This window comes from Streptomyces sclerotialus, from assembly GCF_040907265.1.
GTDB classification, from domain to species: domain Bacteria; phylum Actinomycetota; class Actinomycetes; order Streptomycetales; family Streptomycetaceae; genus Streptomyces; species Streptomyces sclerotialus.
Genome location: NZ_JBFOHP010000002.1, coordinates 620,586 through 636,742, shown reverse-complemented (window position 1 = coordinate 636,742; position 16,157 = coordinate 620,586). Strand labels below are relative to the sequence as shown.

Sequence of the window (16,157 nt, the reverse complement as noted above, 5' to 3'; positions counted from 1 at the left end):
GCGGTCACAGCCGCAGGGCACGCCGTACGATCCCCAGCGCCTGGTCCGCCCAGCCCAGGACGGCCAGGCCCTGCGTCAGGTTTCCCGGCGGCCGGTTGATCAGTGTGTCGTGGCGGATGAGACGGTCGAAGTCGACGAGGACGGGGTCCGGCCGCGGGGTGACCGAGTCCGGACGCCGGAACTCGACCCCCGCCCGCCGCATGACGTTGACCGTCTCCTGGGCGAGGATGCCGTAGGCGACGGTGGTCGGATGGACGCCGTCCAGGGAGAACAGCCCGCCGTCGACACGCCGTTTCCCGTCACTGGCGAGGAAGTGGGTGTTGGGAGGCGGGGTGAGTGCCTGCAACTGCGGCGGCAGCACGTACGGCTGCCACCACTCGGGACGGGCGGCCGGGTCCTCGATGTAGCGGCGCGCGGCGAGCCGGTCCAGGAGGCCGGCCGTGTCGAGGAGGTACCAGTCCTTCCCTTCCTGCCGGGCCTGCCGGACCTCCTCGGTGATCGCGACGTTGTACCGGTCGATGGCCTGGTCGACGTCCTGGGCCTGTTGCCCGGTGAGGTGCGGGTCCTGACGCGGGTCGAAGTCCCGGTCCCGGATCCAGGGCCGGGTGTAGTACGGGAAGTAGGCGGACCCCGGTCGGGTCTTGCCGCCGACGCCCCGCGCGAGCGGTGCGATCGTCACGTGCGGCACGGTGCACCAGATCACGTGCCGCGCCTTGATGTTGCGCACCGCACGGGCGACCAGCCGCAGCTCGGCCGCGAAGTGTTCGGGCCGCCACACGGTGAAGGCACCCTTGCGTGCCAGGTCGTCGTAGCCTTTCGCGCTCCAGACGACGCGCAGCTGAGTGATCACCGGCAGGGCGTTGTTCGCGCCGAGGAACACGATCAGCGTCTCGATGCCGTGCTCCGGGTCCGTCGCGCTGACCTCGTCGCCGAGCCGCTCGGCCGCGCCCAGTTGCGTCAGCGCACCGGCCTCCGGGGGTGTCGTCGGCAGTACCCGCAGTGCGGCGCGCTCACCGGCGTTCTCCACGATCTGGTCGATCCAGTCGTCCTCGGGGGCGGCGATCGCCCGGCGGCACACGTCGGCGGACTTCTCCAGGGCGTCCCGCAGGTCCCAGCCGAAGACGGCCAGGTTGTGGTGGATGGCCGTGGTCTCGCGGACCTTGGTGCCGGGCCCGCGCTCCCAGTAGTCCTCCACCTGGTCCATGAGGTGCCGGGCCCGGAAGAGCGCCGGCGCCGCCTCCCACCAGTCGATCTTCGTCCCGTAGCGCTCCTCCAGGTCACGCAGCAGCAGTTCGATGTTGAACGGGAGACCCCCGTGGCCGTTGAAGGAGGGGTGCCGGAAGTGCTGGTCCCACCCCATCTCGTAGGCGATGATCGCGGGAAAGGAGAGATCCGTACGGAAGATCGCCGCACTCTGGAACCCCTGGGCGAGCGAGTCCCCGACGGCGACGAGACGGTGCCGGGGCTCTCCCCGCCATGTGCGCGCCACCTGGATCCCGAGTGTGGGGTCCGTGACCGGCTCCCCTGCGGTGTGCTGCTGCGGTTCGGTGGTCATACCTCATTCCTCTACCAGAGCGTGCGGCAGGGCAGTAGCGCCCGACGGGGATTTACGTCAGAGATGCCCGGGGGAACGGGATCCGTGACCCATGCCGCCCGGGACGGCTCCGTGCCACGCTGCCGGCAACGACGGCGGTAACGCCCGTTCCACGGGAGAGGGGCGTCATGAGCAACAACTACACGGGAAACGGCGGGAGTTACGGCGCCCCCGAGCGGGAGCCCATGCGACGGCTCCTCTTCTACTGGGCCGCGGAAGCGACCGTGGGGGTGATCGTGACGTGGCTCTTCGCGCACGTGGGTGATGTCGCCACCTTCACGGCGCTCGCGGGCACGGGCCTGAGCATGGCGGTGACGAGCGTAGTGCTCGCTCCCGTGCAGCTGTTCGGAACCGTACTGCTCTTCCTCGGCAACCTGGCCTTCCCCTTCGTCGGCGCGACGGTCTACGAGGAGTCTCAGGGGCAGCCGATCTCCGCCGTGGTCAAGGGCGAGGACCGGACCGGTACCACCTGGGAGCGCACCGGCGGCCAGGTCGTCAAGAACATCACCCGGAACCCGTCACCCACCGACCCCGATCCCACTCCCGATACCGGTCCGCCTACCACTCCCGACACCCCCACCACCCCGAACGGTGACCCCACCACGCCGACAGAACCACCGTCGCTCCCGCCCACCGCGCCCCCGGAGACCGGCGTCCCGCCGCAGACCGGCGGACCGGACACGGGCCCGCCGGCCCCGGGATCGGCCCCGTGACCGTGACCTCGGAGTACGGACGCGCGGCTGGAGGAAGCTGGCGGTCATGGACGTGGACGAGGTGTACGACGCCGTCGCGCCCGGCGGCGTGGATCTGGCGCCGGGCCTGGACCACCCGGACGTACCCGTCCGCCGTGCCCCTGCGCTGCGGATGACGCGCCTGCACCGGGAGCGGTTCCCGCCGGCGGAGCCGCCGGTCCGCCTGGCCGCGATAGCCGATGCCAACGTCGCGCTCGGTGCGGACGCGGCGCGCCGGTACGGGTACGAGCAGGCGCTCCCGAGCTGGGAGGCCGTCGCCGAGGACCCGACGATCGACGCACGCTCTCCCGCCTGAGCCGCTTCCCCCCGACCACCGTCAGCCAGAATGCCCAGGCCCTGAGGCGCTGTGTCAGCGGCAGGCCTCCGCCGCGGTACCGCCTCGCTCAGTGATGCGGCCCGGCGTGCCGGCGCAGCAGCATGCGGGCCGTGGCTGCCATCGCCTCGTCGGCCATCTCTCCCTCGAACGTCACCGCGCCCGCGCCGCGTGCCTGCGCCTCCTCGACGGCGGCGATCAGGCGTGCCGCGCGGGCGAGTTCGCCGGGACCGGGGGAGAACACCTCGTTGATGACGGGAACGTGGGAAGGGTGGACGGCCATCATCCCCGTGTAGCCGAGGGCGCGGTTCTGCTGGGCGAAGGAGCGCAGCCCGTCGAGGTCGCCGATGCGGGTCCACAGGCCCGTCACCGGGTGGGGCGCTCCCGCGGCGCGCACGTCCAGGAGGACCCGGGAGCGCAGGGCGTGCGTCTCGGTCCCCTGGGGGCTCCAGCGGTAGCCGACGGCGCGCTCGACGTCACCGCCTGCCCCGGTGAGCGCGCCGAGGTAGGCGACCCGGCCGGCGGCGGCCGCGCAGTGGTACGCCGCACGGAGGGCACCCGCCGTCTCCAGCACGGGAACGAGGGCGAACTGCCCGCCGGGCAGGCCGTGTTCGCGTTCGCACCAGGTGAGCAGCCGGTCGGCGTACCGCACGTCGAGGGGCCCGGTCACCTTGGGCAGCACGATGCCGCTGAGTCCCGGGCGGGCGACCGCGCGCAGTTCCTCGGCGGCCGCCCAGCTGTCCAGGGGGTTGACGCGTACGAAGAGTGCCGGGGAGCCCGGCCCCGAGGCGTCCTCGGCCGCCCGTGCCACGGCCTCGGCCACCTGGTCACGGGCGGCTTCCTTGCCGCTCGGCGGCACCGCGTCCTCCAGGTCGAGGATGACGGCGTCGGCGCCCGCGGCCCGCGCCTTCGGCAGCCGGTCCGTCCGGGTGCCGGGCACGAAGAGCAGGGAACGCAGCGGAGGACGGGGCGGAACGGCACCCCGGCCGGTGTCAGACGACATGGCTCTTCTCCAGCTCCGTGAGCGCGTCCTCGTCGAGGCCGAGCCAGTCGCGGTAGACGAGGTGGTTGTCCTCGCCGAGTGCGGGGCCGGTGCGCCAGACCCGCCCGGGACGCTGCCGGAAGTGCGGGAGCACCGCCTGCATACGGACCGGGCCCAGGTCCGCGTCGTCGACGGTGACGATGTCCTCGCGCTCGGCGTACACCGGGTCCTCGGCGATGTCCGCGACGCTGAGGACCCGGGACGCCACCACCTCCCTGCGCGTGAACTCCGCCAGGCACTCGGCGGCGGTGCGCTCCGCCACCCACGCCCGCAGGCCGTCGTCCAGTTCCGCCCGGCCGGCGTACTGCTGCGCGGCCGTCGCGAACCGTGCCTCGTCGAGCCCGAGCAGCCGGGCGATGTTCCGTACGGAGCGCAGGGTCGCGGAGGTCACCGTGATCCACTCGTCGTCACGGGACCGATAGGTGTTGATCACCGCGGCGGGGGCGACCGCGAGCTGGTTGCCGGAGCGCTCCGGTACCGATCCCAGTTGGTCGTGGACGATGACCTGCCACTCGACGAGGCGGAACAGCGGCTCGAAGAGGGCGAGGTCGATCCATTCGCCGTCGAAGCCGGGGTCGCGGTCGCGGCGGTGCAGCGCGGCGAGTACGGCGTACGCGCCCATCAGCCCGGTCACGGCGTCCCCGTGCGAGAAGCCGGTGTGCACTGGGGGGCTCTCCGGGAACCCGGTCAGGTGCACCACGCCACTGCGCGCCTCGCCGACCTTGCCGAAGCCGGGCGCGTCGGCCTGCGACGAGGTCGCGCCGAAGCCGGATATCTGGAGCAGCACGGCCTTCGGGTTGATGCGGTGCACGGACTCCCAGTCGAGTCCCCACGTGCGCAGCCGACTGCTGCGCAGGGTGACGATCACGACGTCCGCCCAGGCGACGAGGCGCCGGGCGACGTCCCGGCCGGCCTCGTGGTGCAGGTCCAGGGTGACGGAGCGCTTGTTGCGTCCCGCGACCTTGAACCACAGCGGGTGGCCGTCCTTGCGGGGCCCCATGGCGCGGGCCGCGTCCCCGGCGCCCGGCGGCTCCACGTGCACCACGTCGGCGCCCTGGTCGGCGAGCAGGGAACCCGCCAGCGGACCCGCCACCACGTGCGCGAACTCGACCACCTTCAGGCCGCACAACTGGCCTTGGCCGCCTGATGTACCCACTGACGCACTCACTGCGCTCCCTCGCCGGATCAGTAGTCCTCGCCTGCTGTGGCCTTCAGCCTGCCGATGCGGGAAAATGCCTGTCCAGCAAGAATTGCCCATCAATCGATGCGCTTTCCGCAACAGTGACGGCCGGGCCAGGAGATGAGGCGATCAGGCGATCGGGTGATCAGGCGCTCGGGCGATCAGGTTCAGGCCCAGGCGACCCCCGGCGGCAGGTCGTTCCCTTGTGCCCGGGAGTCCTGAAGCGTGTCCAGGAAGCGCTGGGCCGCCGCGGGCAGCGGACGCCGTGCGCGCAGGGCGACGTCCAGCCGCCGGTCGACCACGGGCCCGACGAGCGGCCGGTGCACCAACGGCCCCGTACCCAGCAGGGGGAGCACGAGCGCGGGCAGCGCCGATACGCCCAGACCCGCCGCGACCAGTCCGCCCACCGTGGCGACGTTGCCGGCCTCGGCGGCCGGTGCCGCCCGTACGCCGGTTTGCGCGAAGGCCGCGTCCGTGAGCCGTCGTACGCTCGACTCCGGCCCAACGGCGAGGAAGGGCTCGCGGGCCAGGTCCTCCCAGGACACCTCCGGCCGCTCGGCCAGCGGATGACCGTGCGGAAGCACCGCGACGAACCGGTCCCGGACGAGCGGGCGGTGCTCCAGCTGACGTGAGGGCTCCCCGGTGGTGATGGCGAAGTCGGCCTCCCCGGACAGGACGCGGCCGAGTACCGACTGTTCCAGCCCGTCCATGATCTGCATCGTCACCTGGGGCCACTGCCTGCGGAAGTCCGAGATCACCCCGGGCAGGAGGACCGCGGCGACCGAGGGGAGGGTGGCCACGGCCACCGTTCCCGACTCGCCGAGCAGGAAGCGTTCCAGCTCCTTCATGCCCGACCGGTGCGCGTTCACTATCTGCTCGGCTATGCGCAGGGCTTCCACGCCCGCCGCCGTCAGCTGGACGTTCCTGGTGTCCCGTTCGAGGAGCTGGGCCCCCAGCTGCCGCTCCAGGTCGGCGACCGCACGGCTCAGCGAGGACTGGGAGACGTGCAGGCCGGCGGCGGCCGCCGTGAAGCTCTCCGCCCGTGCGACGGCCGCGTACGCCGCCAGTTGACGCAGGTTGTTCTCCATGGCGAGCGAGCTTAGGGCCGTATCCGGCTCATCGACCGGCTCATTGATGCGCAGACCGCATGGACAGATCTCGGTTCGATGCTGGACGCCGATCTGTCGTCGCTCCGAAACTCGTCCGCGACGCCGGTGCCGTGGTGTGCCGCGCCGTACCTGGTCACAAGCCGTCACCGAGAAAGTGAGCGAGGCCGATGCAGGCAGCCCTGGGGTTCTCCACGATCGGCCTGTTCCTGCTGCTCACCATGACGAGACGGGTCTCCGTCCTGGTGGCGCTGGTGCTGCTCCCGGTACTGGCCGCGCTCGTCGGCGGCTTCGCCGGCGACCTGGGCGCGATGGTCCTGACGGGCCTCACCACGGTGGCGCCGACCGGCATCATGATCGCGTTCGCGGTCCTCTACTTCACGCTCATGGTCGACGCCGGGCTCTTCGACCCGCTGATCCGCCGGATCCTGCGCGCCGCGCGCAACGATCCGGCGCGGATCGCCGTCGGCACCGCCGTCCTCACGATGTGCGTGGCCCTGGACGGCGACGGCGCCTCCACCTTCCTCATCACCACCTCCGCGCTGCTGCCCGTCTACAAGCGGCTGGGGGTCAGCCCCCTCGTGCTGTCCGGCACCGTGTGCCTGGGCGCGGGCGTGATGAACATGGTCCCCTGGGGCGGGCCGACGGTGCGCGCCATGGCGGCGCTGGAGCTGGAGAGCGCGGAGGTCTTCACGCCGGTCCTGCCCGCGATGGGATGCGGTGCCGCCTGGGTGCTGCTGGCGTCGTACTGGATCGGGCGCCGGGAGCGGCGCCGGCCGGCCGGTACGGCACCGACGGGCGACCGGGCCGAGCGGCTGAACCCGGCAGGCGAACCGGCCGGGCGGCCGGGGCCGCTGGCCGGGGACGGGCCCGGCAGTCCGCTCGTACCTGCGACGACGCGGCCCCCGCTCCCGCTGACCGTCTTCAACGCCCTGCTGACCGTGGCGCTCCTGGCCGGCCTGGTCATGGAGATCATGCCGCTGCCGGTGCTGTTCGCGGTGGCCTTCGCCCTCGCCCTGCTGGTGAACCACCCCTCGTGGGAGGCGCAGCAGGCCCTGCTGGAGAAACACGCCAAGAGCGTGGTCCTGGTCATCACGATGATCTTCGCGGCGGGCGTCTTCACCGGCGTCCTGACCGAAACCAAGATGATCTCCGAGATGGCCGGGTCCCTGGTGTCCGTCGTGCCCGACGTCCTCGGCGGCCACCTGCCGGCCCTGGTGGCCGTCACCGGCATGCCGCTGAGCCTGGCCTTCACCCCGGACGCGTACTACTTCGGCGTACTGCCCGTCCTGGCGCACACCGCCTCCGGGTTCGGCACCGACCAGGCCGAGGTCGCCCGCGCCGCCATCCTCGGCCAGATGACCACCGGCTTCCCGCTCAGCCCGCTCACCGCCTCCACCTTCATCCTCATCGGCATGAGCGGCGTACAGCTCGGCGAGCACCAGCGCTTCATCTTCCGCTGGGCCTTCGGCACCACGCTCGTGATGACCGCGGCGGCGCTGCTCACAGGCGCCATCTCCCTCTGAACCACGCCGTCACCGAAGGAGAGGACGAGAACGGGACCATGACCGACCTCACGAGCGATCCGCAGCAGAGACAGCAAGGACCTCTGCGACGCCGGACCTTCTGCACCCTGGGCGCGGCCGCCGGGCTCACGGCCGCGCTCACCACCCCCGCGGCGCCGGCGGCACCCGCGCCGGGAGAGCGCACCGGCGCCCTCACGGACCCCTTCTTCTCGTACGACCGTCCGGCCCGCTACGGCGTCGTACGGCAGGACGTCAGAGTGCCGTTGCGTGACGGCAGCCACCTGGCGGGGCAGCTGTACCGGCCGGCGGACAGCCACGGGCGGCCGGCCGCCGGCACCTTTCCCGGCATCGTGTACGAGTTCACGGCGTACGCCGCGTCCCTGGAGTCCTTCGGCACCGGCGCCGCCTACTTCGTACGGCGCGGTTACGACGCGCTGGTCTGCCAGGTCCGCGGCTCCGGAGGGTCACCCGGCACGGTCGATCCCTTCAGCCCGCAGGAACAGCGCGACAACTACGACGCGGTCGAATGGCTCGCCCGGCAGCCCCACTCCACCGGCCGCATCGGACAGACGGGCGTCAGCTACGGCGGGCACACCACCCTCCTCGCGGCCGTGAACCGCCCGCCGCACCTCGAAGCCGTCATCCCGATGAACGCGCTCCACGACTGGTACGAGAACACCATCTACCGCGGCGGCATCTACTCCGCCCGTATCCGCGACTGGCAGCGGGTCACCGCGCCCGACACCCTCCGCACCTACGCCGACCACCCGCTCTACGACGACTTCTGGCGCGGCCGCAGCGTCATGTCCCGCTGGGACCGGCTGACCGTCCCGACCCTGGAGATCAACGGCTGGTACGACCGGTACCGGGACGGCATGGTGAAGAACTACCTCGCCCGCCCCGACCACGTGTGGCTGGTGTCGGGGCCGTGGGAGCACGGCTACCCGCAGGGCCAGTACGCCGGTATCGGCCCCGGCAGTTACCTCGCCTGGTGGGACCACTGGCTCGCCCGGGACCGGCGCGCCCCACTGCCCGCCGCGCGCGTGACCTCGTACGAGACACCCGGCCCCGGAGTGGGGAAGGGGTGGCAGCAGTTCGACCGGTGGCCACCGCGAGATACCCGCGACCTGACACTGCGGTTGCGTGCGGACGGCTCGCTGGCGACCCGCCCGGGCCCCGGTGCGGTATCCGCCTTCGACGTCAACACGGGCACCGGCAACCCACGACAGCACCAGCAACTGCGGTACGCCACACGCGCGTTGCCCCACGACCTCGTCCTCGCGGGCGATGCCACCGCACGCGTCCGTGCATCGTTCACCGCCACCGACGGCAACATCGTCGCGGTGCTCCTCGACCAGGCTCCCGACGGGTCGGCCACCCGGATCACCGCCGGGTGGCTCAAGGCGAGCCACCGCCACGGCCACACGGCACGCTCCGCCGTCATCCCGGGCACGTACGACGAACTGGCCGTCCACATCTGGCCGACGCACTACCGGCTCGCCGCCGGACACCGGCTGGTGCTCCGCATCTCCAGCGACGATTACCCGGAGATCGACTCCGACGCACCGGCGGGCCGCGTGCACCTGAGGACCGGCGCCCTCGGATCGGCCCTGCGCCTCACCGTACGGACTGCTTGAACGGTTTGATCGTGGTCGGAGTCCCGTCCGGGGCGAACGAGTGGTGGAAGGTGAAGGCGTGCGGCGCGGGGCCGTGGTCGTGGAGGTTCTCCAGCCTGGAAACCCCGTCCTGCCAGGTGGGTATCACGCCGTCGGAGACCCACCAGAACACGTAGTTCGGGTGTCCTGTCCTCTCGAACCAGTCGGCACGCCTGTTCAGCGCCTCGCGGTGCAGACCGGTGTAGATGGCGTCGAAGGCGGGGCGCAGGCCGGTCCAGAGTGAGAGGGTCGCGTCCAGGGCGATGGTTTCCACCGTACGGCCCTTGCCGTACCAGGCCGGTACGGCGAACTCTCCCCAGGCACCCCAGTCCAAGTCGAAGTGTGTGCCCCGGCCGCGGTCCGCCGCTTCAGCGCGAGTGAGGTACCCGGGGTGCCGGCTGATCTTCCGGTAGACGGCCTCGCCGCTGTCGTGGAGTTCGCGCGTGAGAGGTGCGGGGTCGGCGAGAGGTGACTTCAGGACGCCGAATGTGTACAGCGCAAGATGGGGCATGCGTCTCTCCCTGTCGGGGGTGCCTGGGCTCAGGCTGAAGGAACTCCTGTACGACCGTGGGCGATCGCCGAAGTCCAGGTGAAGGTAGCTGCCTCCGCGGGCCGTGTCGAAGTTGCGTTTTCCCTGCCCAAGTGGCCTCCTGCACCGGCCATTGCGGGGGCTGGGCGGTGACGGGCGGGACGGGCCGCGGGTGCGTGCGCAGGTGGTGCCGCACGCCGCGCATGGACGCTCCCGCGCATGCATCAGCCTTATTGCTTATAGTTTGCAAGTGCGGCAGCGATGCAGAAGGAGTGAGGTATGAGTGCACCGGTGGTCCTGGGCATCGAGTCGTCCTGTGACGAGACCGGCGTGGGCATCGTGCGCGCCGGAGAGCTGCTGGCCCACGTGGTGGCGTCGAGCATGGACGAGCACGCGCGGTTCGGCGGCGTGGTGCCGGAGATCGCCGCCCGCGCGCACCTGGAGTCCTTCGGTCCGGTGGTCCGGCGGGCGCTGGACCAGGCGGGGCTGCGGCTGGGCCGGATCGATGCGGTAGCCGTCACCACCGGCCCCGGGCTCTCCGGAGCGCTGCAGGTCGGTCTCGCGGGCGCCAAGTCCCTGGCCTACTCCGCCGGAGTACCGCTCTACGGCGTGCACCACCTGGCCGGCCACGTCGCCGCCGACACGCTGGAGCACGGCCCGCTGCCGGAACCCTGCGTGGTGCTGATCGTCTCCGGCGGCCACACCTCGCTGCTGCTCGTACGGGACCTGGTGCGCGAGCCGATCCTGCACCTGGGCGACACGCTCGACGACGCGGCGGGGGAGTGCTTCGACAAGGTGGCGCGGATCCTCGGCCTGCCGTATCCCGGCGGACCGGCCGTCGACCGGGCCGCGCGGGAGGGGGATCCGCGCGCCGTCGCCTTCCCGCGGCCGCTGACGCGCCCCGGTGACGACCCGTACGCCTTCTCCTTCTCCGGCCTGAAGACGGCGGCGGCCCGCTGGGCCGAGGGCTGCCGGCAGCGCGGCGAGGAGCCCCCGGTCGCCGACGGGGCCGCGTCCTTGCAGGAGGCGGTCGCGGACGTGCTGACCCGGAAGGCGCTCGCGGCCTGCCGCGCGCACGACGTGCAGACGCTGATCGTGGTGGGCGGAGTGGCCGCCAACTCCCGGGTCCGTACGCTGGCGGAGGAGCGCTGCGCCGCGGCCGGGATCGAACTGCGCGTCCCGCCCCTGACCCTGTGCACCGACAACGGCGCGATGATCGCCGCCGTCGGCGACCTGCTGGTCCGTTCCGGTGCCGAGCCCGCGCCCCTGGAGGTGTCCGTCGACCCCTCCGCACCGCTGGAGTACGCAGCCCTGACCCCGCTCGCCCGCCCGGCGGCCCACGCGGCGTGAGGCCGGACGCCGCCGTCCCTGACCTCAGCCGCCGACCACCGACCGCCCGGAGCACCCCTTGCGCACCGCCGACATCCGCAGCCGTTTCCTCGACTTCTTCGCCGCCCGCGGCCACACGGTCGTCCCGAGCGCGCCGCTGCCCACCCCCGACCCCACCCTGCTGTTCGTCAACGCCGGCATGGTGCCCTTCAAGCCGTACCTGACCGGTGAGCAGGCCGCGCCCTGGCCGCGGGCCACCAGCGTCCAGAAGTGCCTGCGCACCCTGGACATCGAAGAGGTCGGCAGAACCACCCGGCACGGCTCGTTCTTCCAGATGAACGGCAACTTCTCCTTCGGCGACTACTTCAAGGAGGAGGCCATCGCCGTCGCCTGGGAGCTGTCGGTCACGGACCGGGAGCACGGCGGGTTCGGGCTGGACCCCGACCGGATCTGGGTCACCGTGCACCACTCCGACGACGAGGCCCGCGCCGTCTGGCGCCGCGTCGCCGGACTGCCCGAGCAGCGGATCGTGGCCCGCGGCGACGAGGACAACTTCTGGTCCATGGGCGTCCCCGGCCCCTGCGGGCCCTGCTCCGAGCTGTACTACGACCGGGGCCCCGCACTCGGCCGCGAAGGCGGCCCGGCGGTCGACGAGGACCGCTACATGGAGTTCTGGAACCTCGTCTTCATGCAGTACGAGCGAGGCGAGGGAACCGGTAAGTCCGGCTACCCGATCCTCGGCGAACTGCCGCGCCGCAACATCGACACCGGCATGGGCCTGGAGCGGATGGCCACCCTCCTCCAGGACAAGGACAACCTGTACGAGATCGACGAGACCCGCCCGGTCCTCGACCGCGCCGCCGAGCTCGCCGCCGTGCGGTACGGCGCCGACGCCCCGGCCGACGTACGCCTCCGGGTCGTCGCCGACCACGTCCGCACCGCCCTGATGCTGCTCGCCGACGGCACCACCCCCGGCAACGAGGGCCGCGGCTACGTCCTGCGCCGCATCCTGCGCCGTGCCGTCCGCGCCATGCGGCAGCTCGGCTTCCACGATCCGGCGCTGCCCGAGCTGCTGCCCGTGGCCCGCGACTGCATGGCGCCCAGCTACCCCGAGGCCGCCGAAAGCTTCGCCCGCATCGCGGACCAGGCCTACGGCGAGGAGGACGCCTTCCGCACCACCCTCGAGCAAGGCAGCACCGTGCTGGACACCGCGGTGGCCAAGGTCAAGGCCGAAGGCGGGCGTACACTGCCCGGCGCGCAGGCGTTCCTGCTGCACGACACCTACGGATTCCCCGTCGACCTCACCCTGGAGATGGCCGCCGAGCAGGGGGTCGAGGTGGACCGCGCGGGCTTCACCGCGCTGATGAACGCGCAGCGCGAGCGCGCCCGTGCCGACGCCCGCGCCCGTAAGTCCGGCTCCACCGCGGATATCGCGGCGCTCCGTACCGTGCTCGACGCCCATGGCCCGACCGACTGGCGCGCCTGGGAGACGCTGACCACCGAGTCCCGGGTGCTGGTCCTGCTGGGAGCCTCCGGCTGGGTACCGGCCGCCCGCGCGGGCGAGATCGTCACGGTCATCCTGGACCGTTCCCCGTTCTACGCGGAGTCCGGCGGCCAGGACAGCGACGCCGGGCGGCTCTCCGGCAGCTCGGCCGAGGCCGAGGTCCTCGACGTCCAGCGCCCGCTGCCGGGCCTGGTGGCCCACCAGGTACGCATCACCGCGGGCGAACTGGCCGTGGACGACCCGGTGGTCGCCGCGGTCGACCCCGAGTGGCGGCTCGGCGCCCGCCAGGCCCACTCCGGCACCCACGTCCTGCACGCGGCGCTGCGCGAGGTCCTCGGCCCCACCGCCCTGCAGTCCGGCTCCTACAACCGGCCCGGCTATCTGCGCCTGGACTTCCCCTGGCGCGGCGGCCTCTCCCCGGCCGTCCGCGGCGAGATCGAGGAGACCGCCAACCGGGCTCTCCGCCGGGACCTGCCCGTCGACGTGCGCTGGATGCCCCTTCCGCAGGCGAAGGAGCTGGGCGCGCTGGCGCTGTTCGACGAGACGTACGGCGAGAAGGTGCGCGTCGTGGAGATCGGCGGTGCCTGGTCGCGGGAGCTGTGCGGCGGTACGCACGTCGAGCACGCCTCCCAGGTCGGTACGGTCGCCCTGACCGCGGAGTCCTCCGTCGGCGCCGGGATGCGCCGGCTGGAGGCGGCCGTCGGCATCGAAGGCTTCGCCTACCTGGCCCGCGAGCGTGACCTGGTCTCCCGGATCGCCGAGCAGCTGAACGCGCCGCGCGCCGAACTGGCGGACCGGGTCGCCGGCCTGCTGGACCGGCTCAAGGCAGCGGACCGGGAGAACGCCCGCCTCAAGGAGCGGGCCACGGCGGGCCGGGCGGCCGAGCTGGCCGCCACCGCCACGGACACCGGACGGGCCGCCCTCGTCACGACGGTCATCGACGGCTCCCCCGACGAGGCCCGCGCCCTGGCTCTCGCCGTGCGCGACCGCCTCCCGGCCGGCCGGGCCGGTGCGGCGGCGGTGGCCACCGGGACCGGTGCCCTGGTCCTGGCGCTGAACGAACCGGCCCGCGACACAGGCCTGAACGCCTCGACCCTGGTCAAGCAGCTCCTCGGCGGCCGTGGCGGCGGCACGCCGGACACGGCCCAGGGCGGCGGTCTCCCCGCCGACCGCGTCACCGCCGTACTGGCCGACCTCCCGGGGCTCCTGCACGCCGGCTGATGCCGGAGGGCCCGGCGCCCCCTAGGCCGGGAGGCCCGAGGGACTGGCGTCAGGGTCAGGTCAGGGTGAGGGGGCCGTCGATGCGGCGGGGGATGCGGTACGGGTCGTCGTCCTGGAGGGGCGGAGTGCGCCGTGGCCGGGCGGGTGCGCGGGGGGTGCGGTCACCTGGAGTCGTCCTTCTGTGCTGGTGCTGGTGAGGGGGCGTCAGGTGGTGGGGGCCGGCAGGCGCTCGATCAGCTCGGCGAGTTCGGCGCGTTCGGCCTCGGTCAGGTCGGTCAGCGGGGGCCGTACGGGGCCGGCGCTGTGGCCGGTGACGGTCATGCCGGCCTTGACGATGCTGACCGCGTAACCGGCCTGGCGGTCGCGGATCTCGGTGTAGGGCAGCACGAAGTCCCTGAGCCGGTCGAGGACGGTGTCGTGCTTGCGCGCGCGGACGGCGTCGTAGAACTCCAGGGCGAAGGCGGGCAGGAAGTTGAAGAGGGCCGAGGAGTAGGTGGTGACACCGAGTTCGAGGTACGGCAGGGCGTAGGTCTCCGCGGTGGGCAGGCCGCCGACGTAGGTGAGGCGGTCGCCGAGCCGGGTGCGGATGCGGGTCATGGCGTCGATGTCGCCGGTGCCGTCCTTGTAGCCGATGAGGTTGGGGCACGCGTCGGCCAGGCGGGCGAGGGTCTCGGCGGTGTAGGTGGCGTTGGCGCGGCCGTAGACGATGACGCCGAGGGAGGTGGCGCGGCACACGGCTTCGACGTGCCGGGCGAGCCCTTCCTGCCCCGCTTCGGTGAGGTAGGGCGGGAACAGCAGGATGCCGTCGGCGCCGGCGCGCTCGGCGGCCTCGGCGTACTCGACGGCGGTACGGGTGCCGTAGCCGGCCGGGGCGAGGATGGGGGTGCCCTCGGGGGCCGCCTGGACCGCCGCGGTCACCACCTGTTCGGTCTCGGCAGCGGTCAGCGAGAAGAACTCGCCGGTGCCGCCCGCCGCGAACAGGCCGCCGACCTCGTACTGCGCCAGCCGCTCGATGTTGTTGCGGTACGCGTCCTCGTCGAAGGAGAGGTCGTCGGCGTCGAAGTGGGTGACGGGGAAGGACAGCAGGCCGGAGCCGATGCGCCGGCCGAGCTCTGCCGGGGTGAAGGACGTCATGCGTGGTCTCCGCGATGAGGGTGAGGGGTGTGGTGGTGGCGCGGCCGCGCCGGGCGGGAGCGGGGGCGGGTCAGGGGCGCTTGCCCGCCTCGTGGGTCGCCTGGGTCCAGGCGCGGGCCTGGTCGCTGAGCGTGATGCCCAGACCGGGGCGTGCGGGTACGTGCATCCGTCCGTCGCTGATCGTGAGGCGCTCGTTGAACAGCGGCTCCAGCCAGTCGAAGTGCTCCACCCACGGCTCGATGGGGTAGGCGGCGGCGAGGTGCAGGTGGATCTCCATCGCGAAGTGCGGGGCCAGCTGGAGGTGGTGGAGCTCGGCGAGCGCGGCGAGCTTGAGGAACTGGGTGATGCCGCCGATGCGCGGGGCGTCCGGCTGGATGACGTCGGCGGCGTGCCGGCGGATGAGCTCGTAGTGCTCGGCGACACCGGCCAGCATCTCGCCGGTGGCGATGGGAGTGTCCAGCGAGGCCGCGAGGGCGGCATGGCCCTGCGTGTCGTACGCGTCCAGCGGCTCTTCGATCCAGACCAGGCCGAAGTCCTCCATGGCGCGGCCCATGCGCCGGGCGGTGGGGCGGTCCCACTGCTGGTTGGCGTCGACCATCAGCGGTACGTCGTCGCCGATGTGCTCGCGTACAGCGGTCAGGCGGTGCAGGTCCTGCTTGCCGTCCGGGTGCCCGACCTTGATCTTGATGCCGCCGATACCGCTGGCCAGCGACGCGGTGGCGTTGTCGAGGACCTGCTCGGTGGGAGTGTGCAGGAACCCGCCGGAGGTGTTGTAACAGCGCACCGAGTCGCGGTGGGCGCCCAGCAGCTTGGCCAGCGGCAGTCCGGCACGCTTGGCCTTCAGATCCCACAGCGCGACGTCGACGGCGGCGATCGCCTGTGTGGCGACACCGCTGCGGCCGACCGACGCACCGGCCCACACGAGCTTGGTCCACAGCTTGCCGATGTCGCTCGGGTCCTCGCCGATCAGCTCGTCGGCGATCTCCTTGGCGTGGGCGTACTGGGCCGGTCCGCCGGCGCGCTTGGAGTAGCTGAACCCGATGCCCTGGTGTCCCTGTGCCGTTTCGATCTCGGCGAACAGGAACGCCACTTCGGTCATCGGCTTCTGCCGTCCGGTCAGGACCTTGGCGTCGCTGATCGGCGTGGCCAGCGGCAGGGTGACCGAGGAGAGCTTGATCCAGGCGATGGTGTCGAGCGTCGCCTCGCCGTGACGGCCGGCGGAGGTGGCGGTATGCGTCATGGTCACCACTTCATGTCCCTGGGGTGATAGGT

Annotated in this window: 13 protein-coding genes; 6 read left to right on the top strand and 7 right to left on the bottom strand. The window is 72.3% G+C overall.

Going from position 1 to position 16,157, the window contains the following annotated elements:
- Positions 1-4: 4 nt before the first annotated feature.
- On the bottom strand, positions 5-1,555 hold the full coding sequence (locus AAC944_RS02985) for an SGNH/GDSL hydrolase family protein (protein ID WP_078888213.1): 1,551 nt from the start codon (positions 1,553-1,555) through the stop codon (positions 5-7).
- 167 nt (positions 1,556-1,722) lie between these two features.
- Between AAC944_RS02985 and AAC944_RS02980 the strand changes: the two genes are divergently transcribed.
- Together AAC944_RS02980 and AAC944_RS02975 are read left to right on the top strand one after the other, a co-directional pair.
- Positions 1,723-2,307, top strand: a complete 585-nt coding sequence (locus tag AAC944_RS02980) for a hypothetical protein (protein ID WP_030606969.1) — start codon at positions 1,723-1,725, stop codon at positions 2,305-2,307.
- Between the two features lie 46 nt (positions 2,308-2,353).
- Positions 2,354-2,641, top strand: a complete 288-nt coding sequence (locus tag AAC944_RS02975; RefSeq protein WP_030606972.1) for a hypothetical protein — start codon at positions 2,354-2,356, stop codon at positions 2,639-2,641.
- Between the two features lie 88 nt (positions 2,642-2,729).
- Here AAC944_RS02975 and AAC944_RS02970 read toward each other — a convergent pair whose 3' ends face one another.
- The 3 genes from AAC944_RS02970 to AAC944_RS02960 all read right to left on the bottom strand — a co-directional run bounded on the left by AAC944_RS02970 (position 2,730) and on the right by AAC944_RS02960 (position 5,969).
- On the bottom strand, positions 2,730-3,662 hold the full coding sequence (locus tag AAC944_RS02970) for an HpcH/HpaI aldolase/citrate lyase family protein (RefSeq protein ID WP_030606975.1): 933 nt from the start codon (positions 3,660-3,662) through the stop codon (positions 2,730-2,732).
- Positions 3,652-4,869: a CaiB/BaiF CoA transferase family protein gene (locus AAC944_RS02965; protein ID WP_368396802.1), complete on the bottom strand. Its 1,218-nt coding sequence runs from the start codon at positions 4,867-4,869 to the stop codon at positions 3,652-3,654. The genes AAC944_RS02970 and AAC944_RS02965 overlap by 11 nt, the downstream gene beginning before the upstream one ends.
- Before the next feature lie 179 nt (positions 4,870-5,048).
- Entirely contained in the window at positions 5,049-5,969 is a 921-nt protein-coding gene (locus AAC944_RS02960; RefSeq protein WP_030606983.1) for a LysR family transcriptional regulator, read from the bottom strand.
- Between the two features lie 188 nt (positions 5,970-6,157).
- Here AAC944_RS02960 and AAC944_RS02955 point away from each other — a divergent pair, with 188 nt between their 5' ends.
- On the top strand, positions 6,158-7,513 hold the full coding sequence (locus tag AAC944_RS02955; protein WP_030606986.1) for a CitMHS family transporter: 1,356 nt from the start codon (positions 6,158-6,160) through the stop codon (positions 7,511-7,513).
- Between the two features lie 38 nt (positions 7,514-7,551).
- Positions 7,552-9,150 (top strand): CocE/NonD family hydrolase, encoded by a 1,599-nt coding sequence (locus tag AAC944_RS02950; RefSeq protein WP_078888215.1) that lies wholly within the window; start codon positions 7,552-7,554, stop codon positions 9,148-9,150.
- On the opposite strand, the gene AAC944_RS02945 is transcribed toward AAC944_RS02950, so the two are convergent.
- A complete protein-coding gene (locus tag AAC944_RS02945; protein WP_030606992.1) occupies positions 9,131-9,679 on the bottom strand; it encodes a DUF3291 domain-containing protein in 549 nt (182 codons plus the stop codon). The two genes, AAC944_RS02950 and AAC944_RS02945, sit on opposite strands and share 20 nt — an antisense overlap.
- A 297-nt stretch (positions 9,680-9,976) precedes the next feature.
- Here AAC944_RS02945 and tsaD point away from each other — a divergent pair, with 297 nt between their 5' ends.
- Together tsaD and alaS are read left to right on the top strand one after the other, a co-directional pair.
- Positions 9,977-11,047, top strand: a complete 1,071-nt coding sequence (gene tsaD, locus AAC944_RS02940) for a tRNA (adenosine(37)-N6)-threonylcarbamoyltransferase complex transferase subunit TsaD (RefSeq protein ID WP_030606994.1) — start codon at positions 9,977-9,979, stop codon at positions 11,045-11,047.
- Between the two features lie 58 nt (positions 11,048-11,105).
- Positions 11,106-13,751 carry an alanine--tRNA ligase gene (gene alaS, locus AAC944_RS02935; protein ID WP_030606997.1) on the top strand — a complete coding sequence of 882 codons (2,646 nt, stop codon included), beginning with the start codon at positions 11,106-11,108 and terminating at the stop codon, positions 13,749-13,751.
- 204 nt (positions 13,752-13,955) lie between these two features.
- Here alaS and kdgD read toward each other — a convergent pair whose 3' ends face one another.
- Both kdgD and AAC944_RS02925 read right to left on the bottom strand, forming a co-directional pair.
- Positions 13,956-14,885 carry a 5-dehydro-4-deoxyglucarate dehydratase gene (gene kdgD / locus AAC944_RS02930; RefSeq protein WP_030607000.1) on the bottom strand — a complete coding sequence of 310 codons (930 nt, stop codon included), beginning with the start codon at positions 14,883-14,885 and terminating at the stop codon, positions 13,956-13,958.
- A gap of 70 nt (positions 14,886-14,955) precedes the next feature.
- Complete coding sequence (locus AAC944_RS02925) at positions 14,956-16,125, bottom strand: L-talarate/galactarate dehydratase (RefSeq protein WP_030607003.1); 1,170 nt, start codon at positions 16,123-16,125, stop codon at positions 14,956-14,958.
- Positions 16,126-16,157 lie beyond the last annotated feature (32 nt).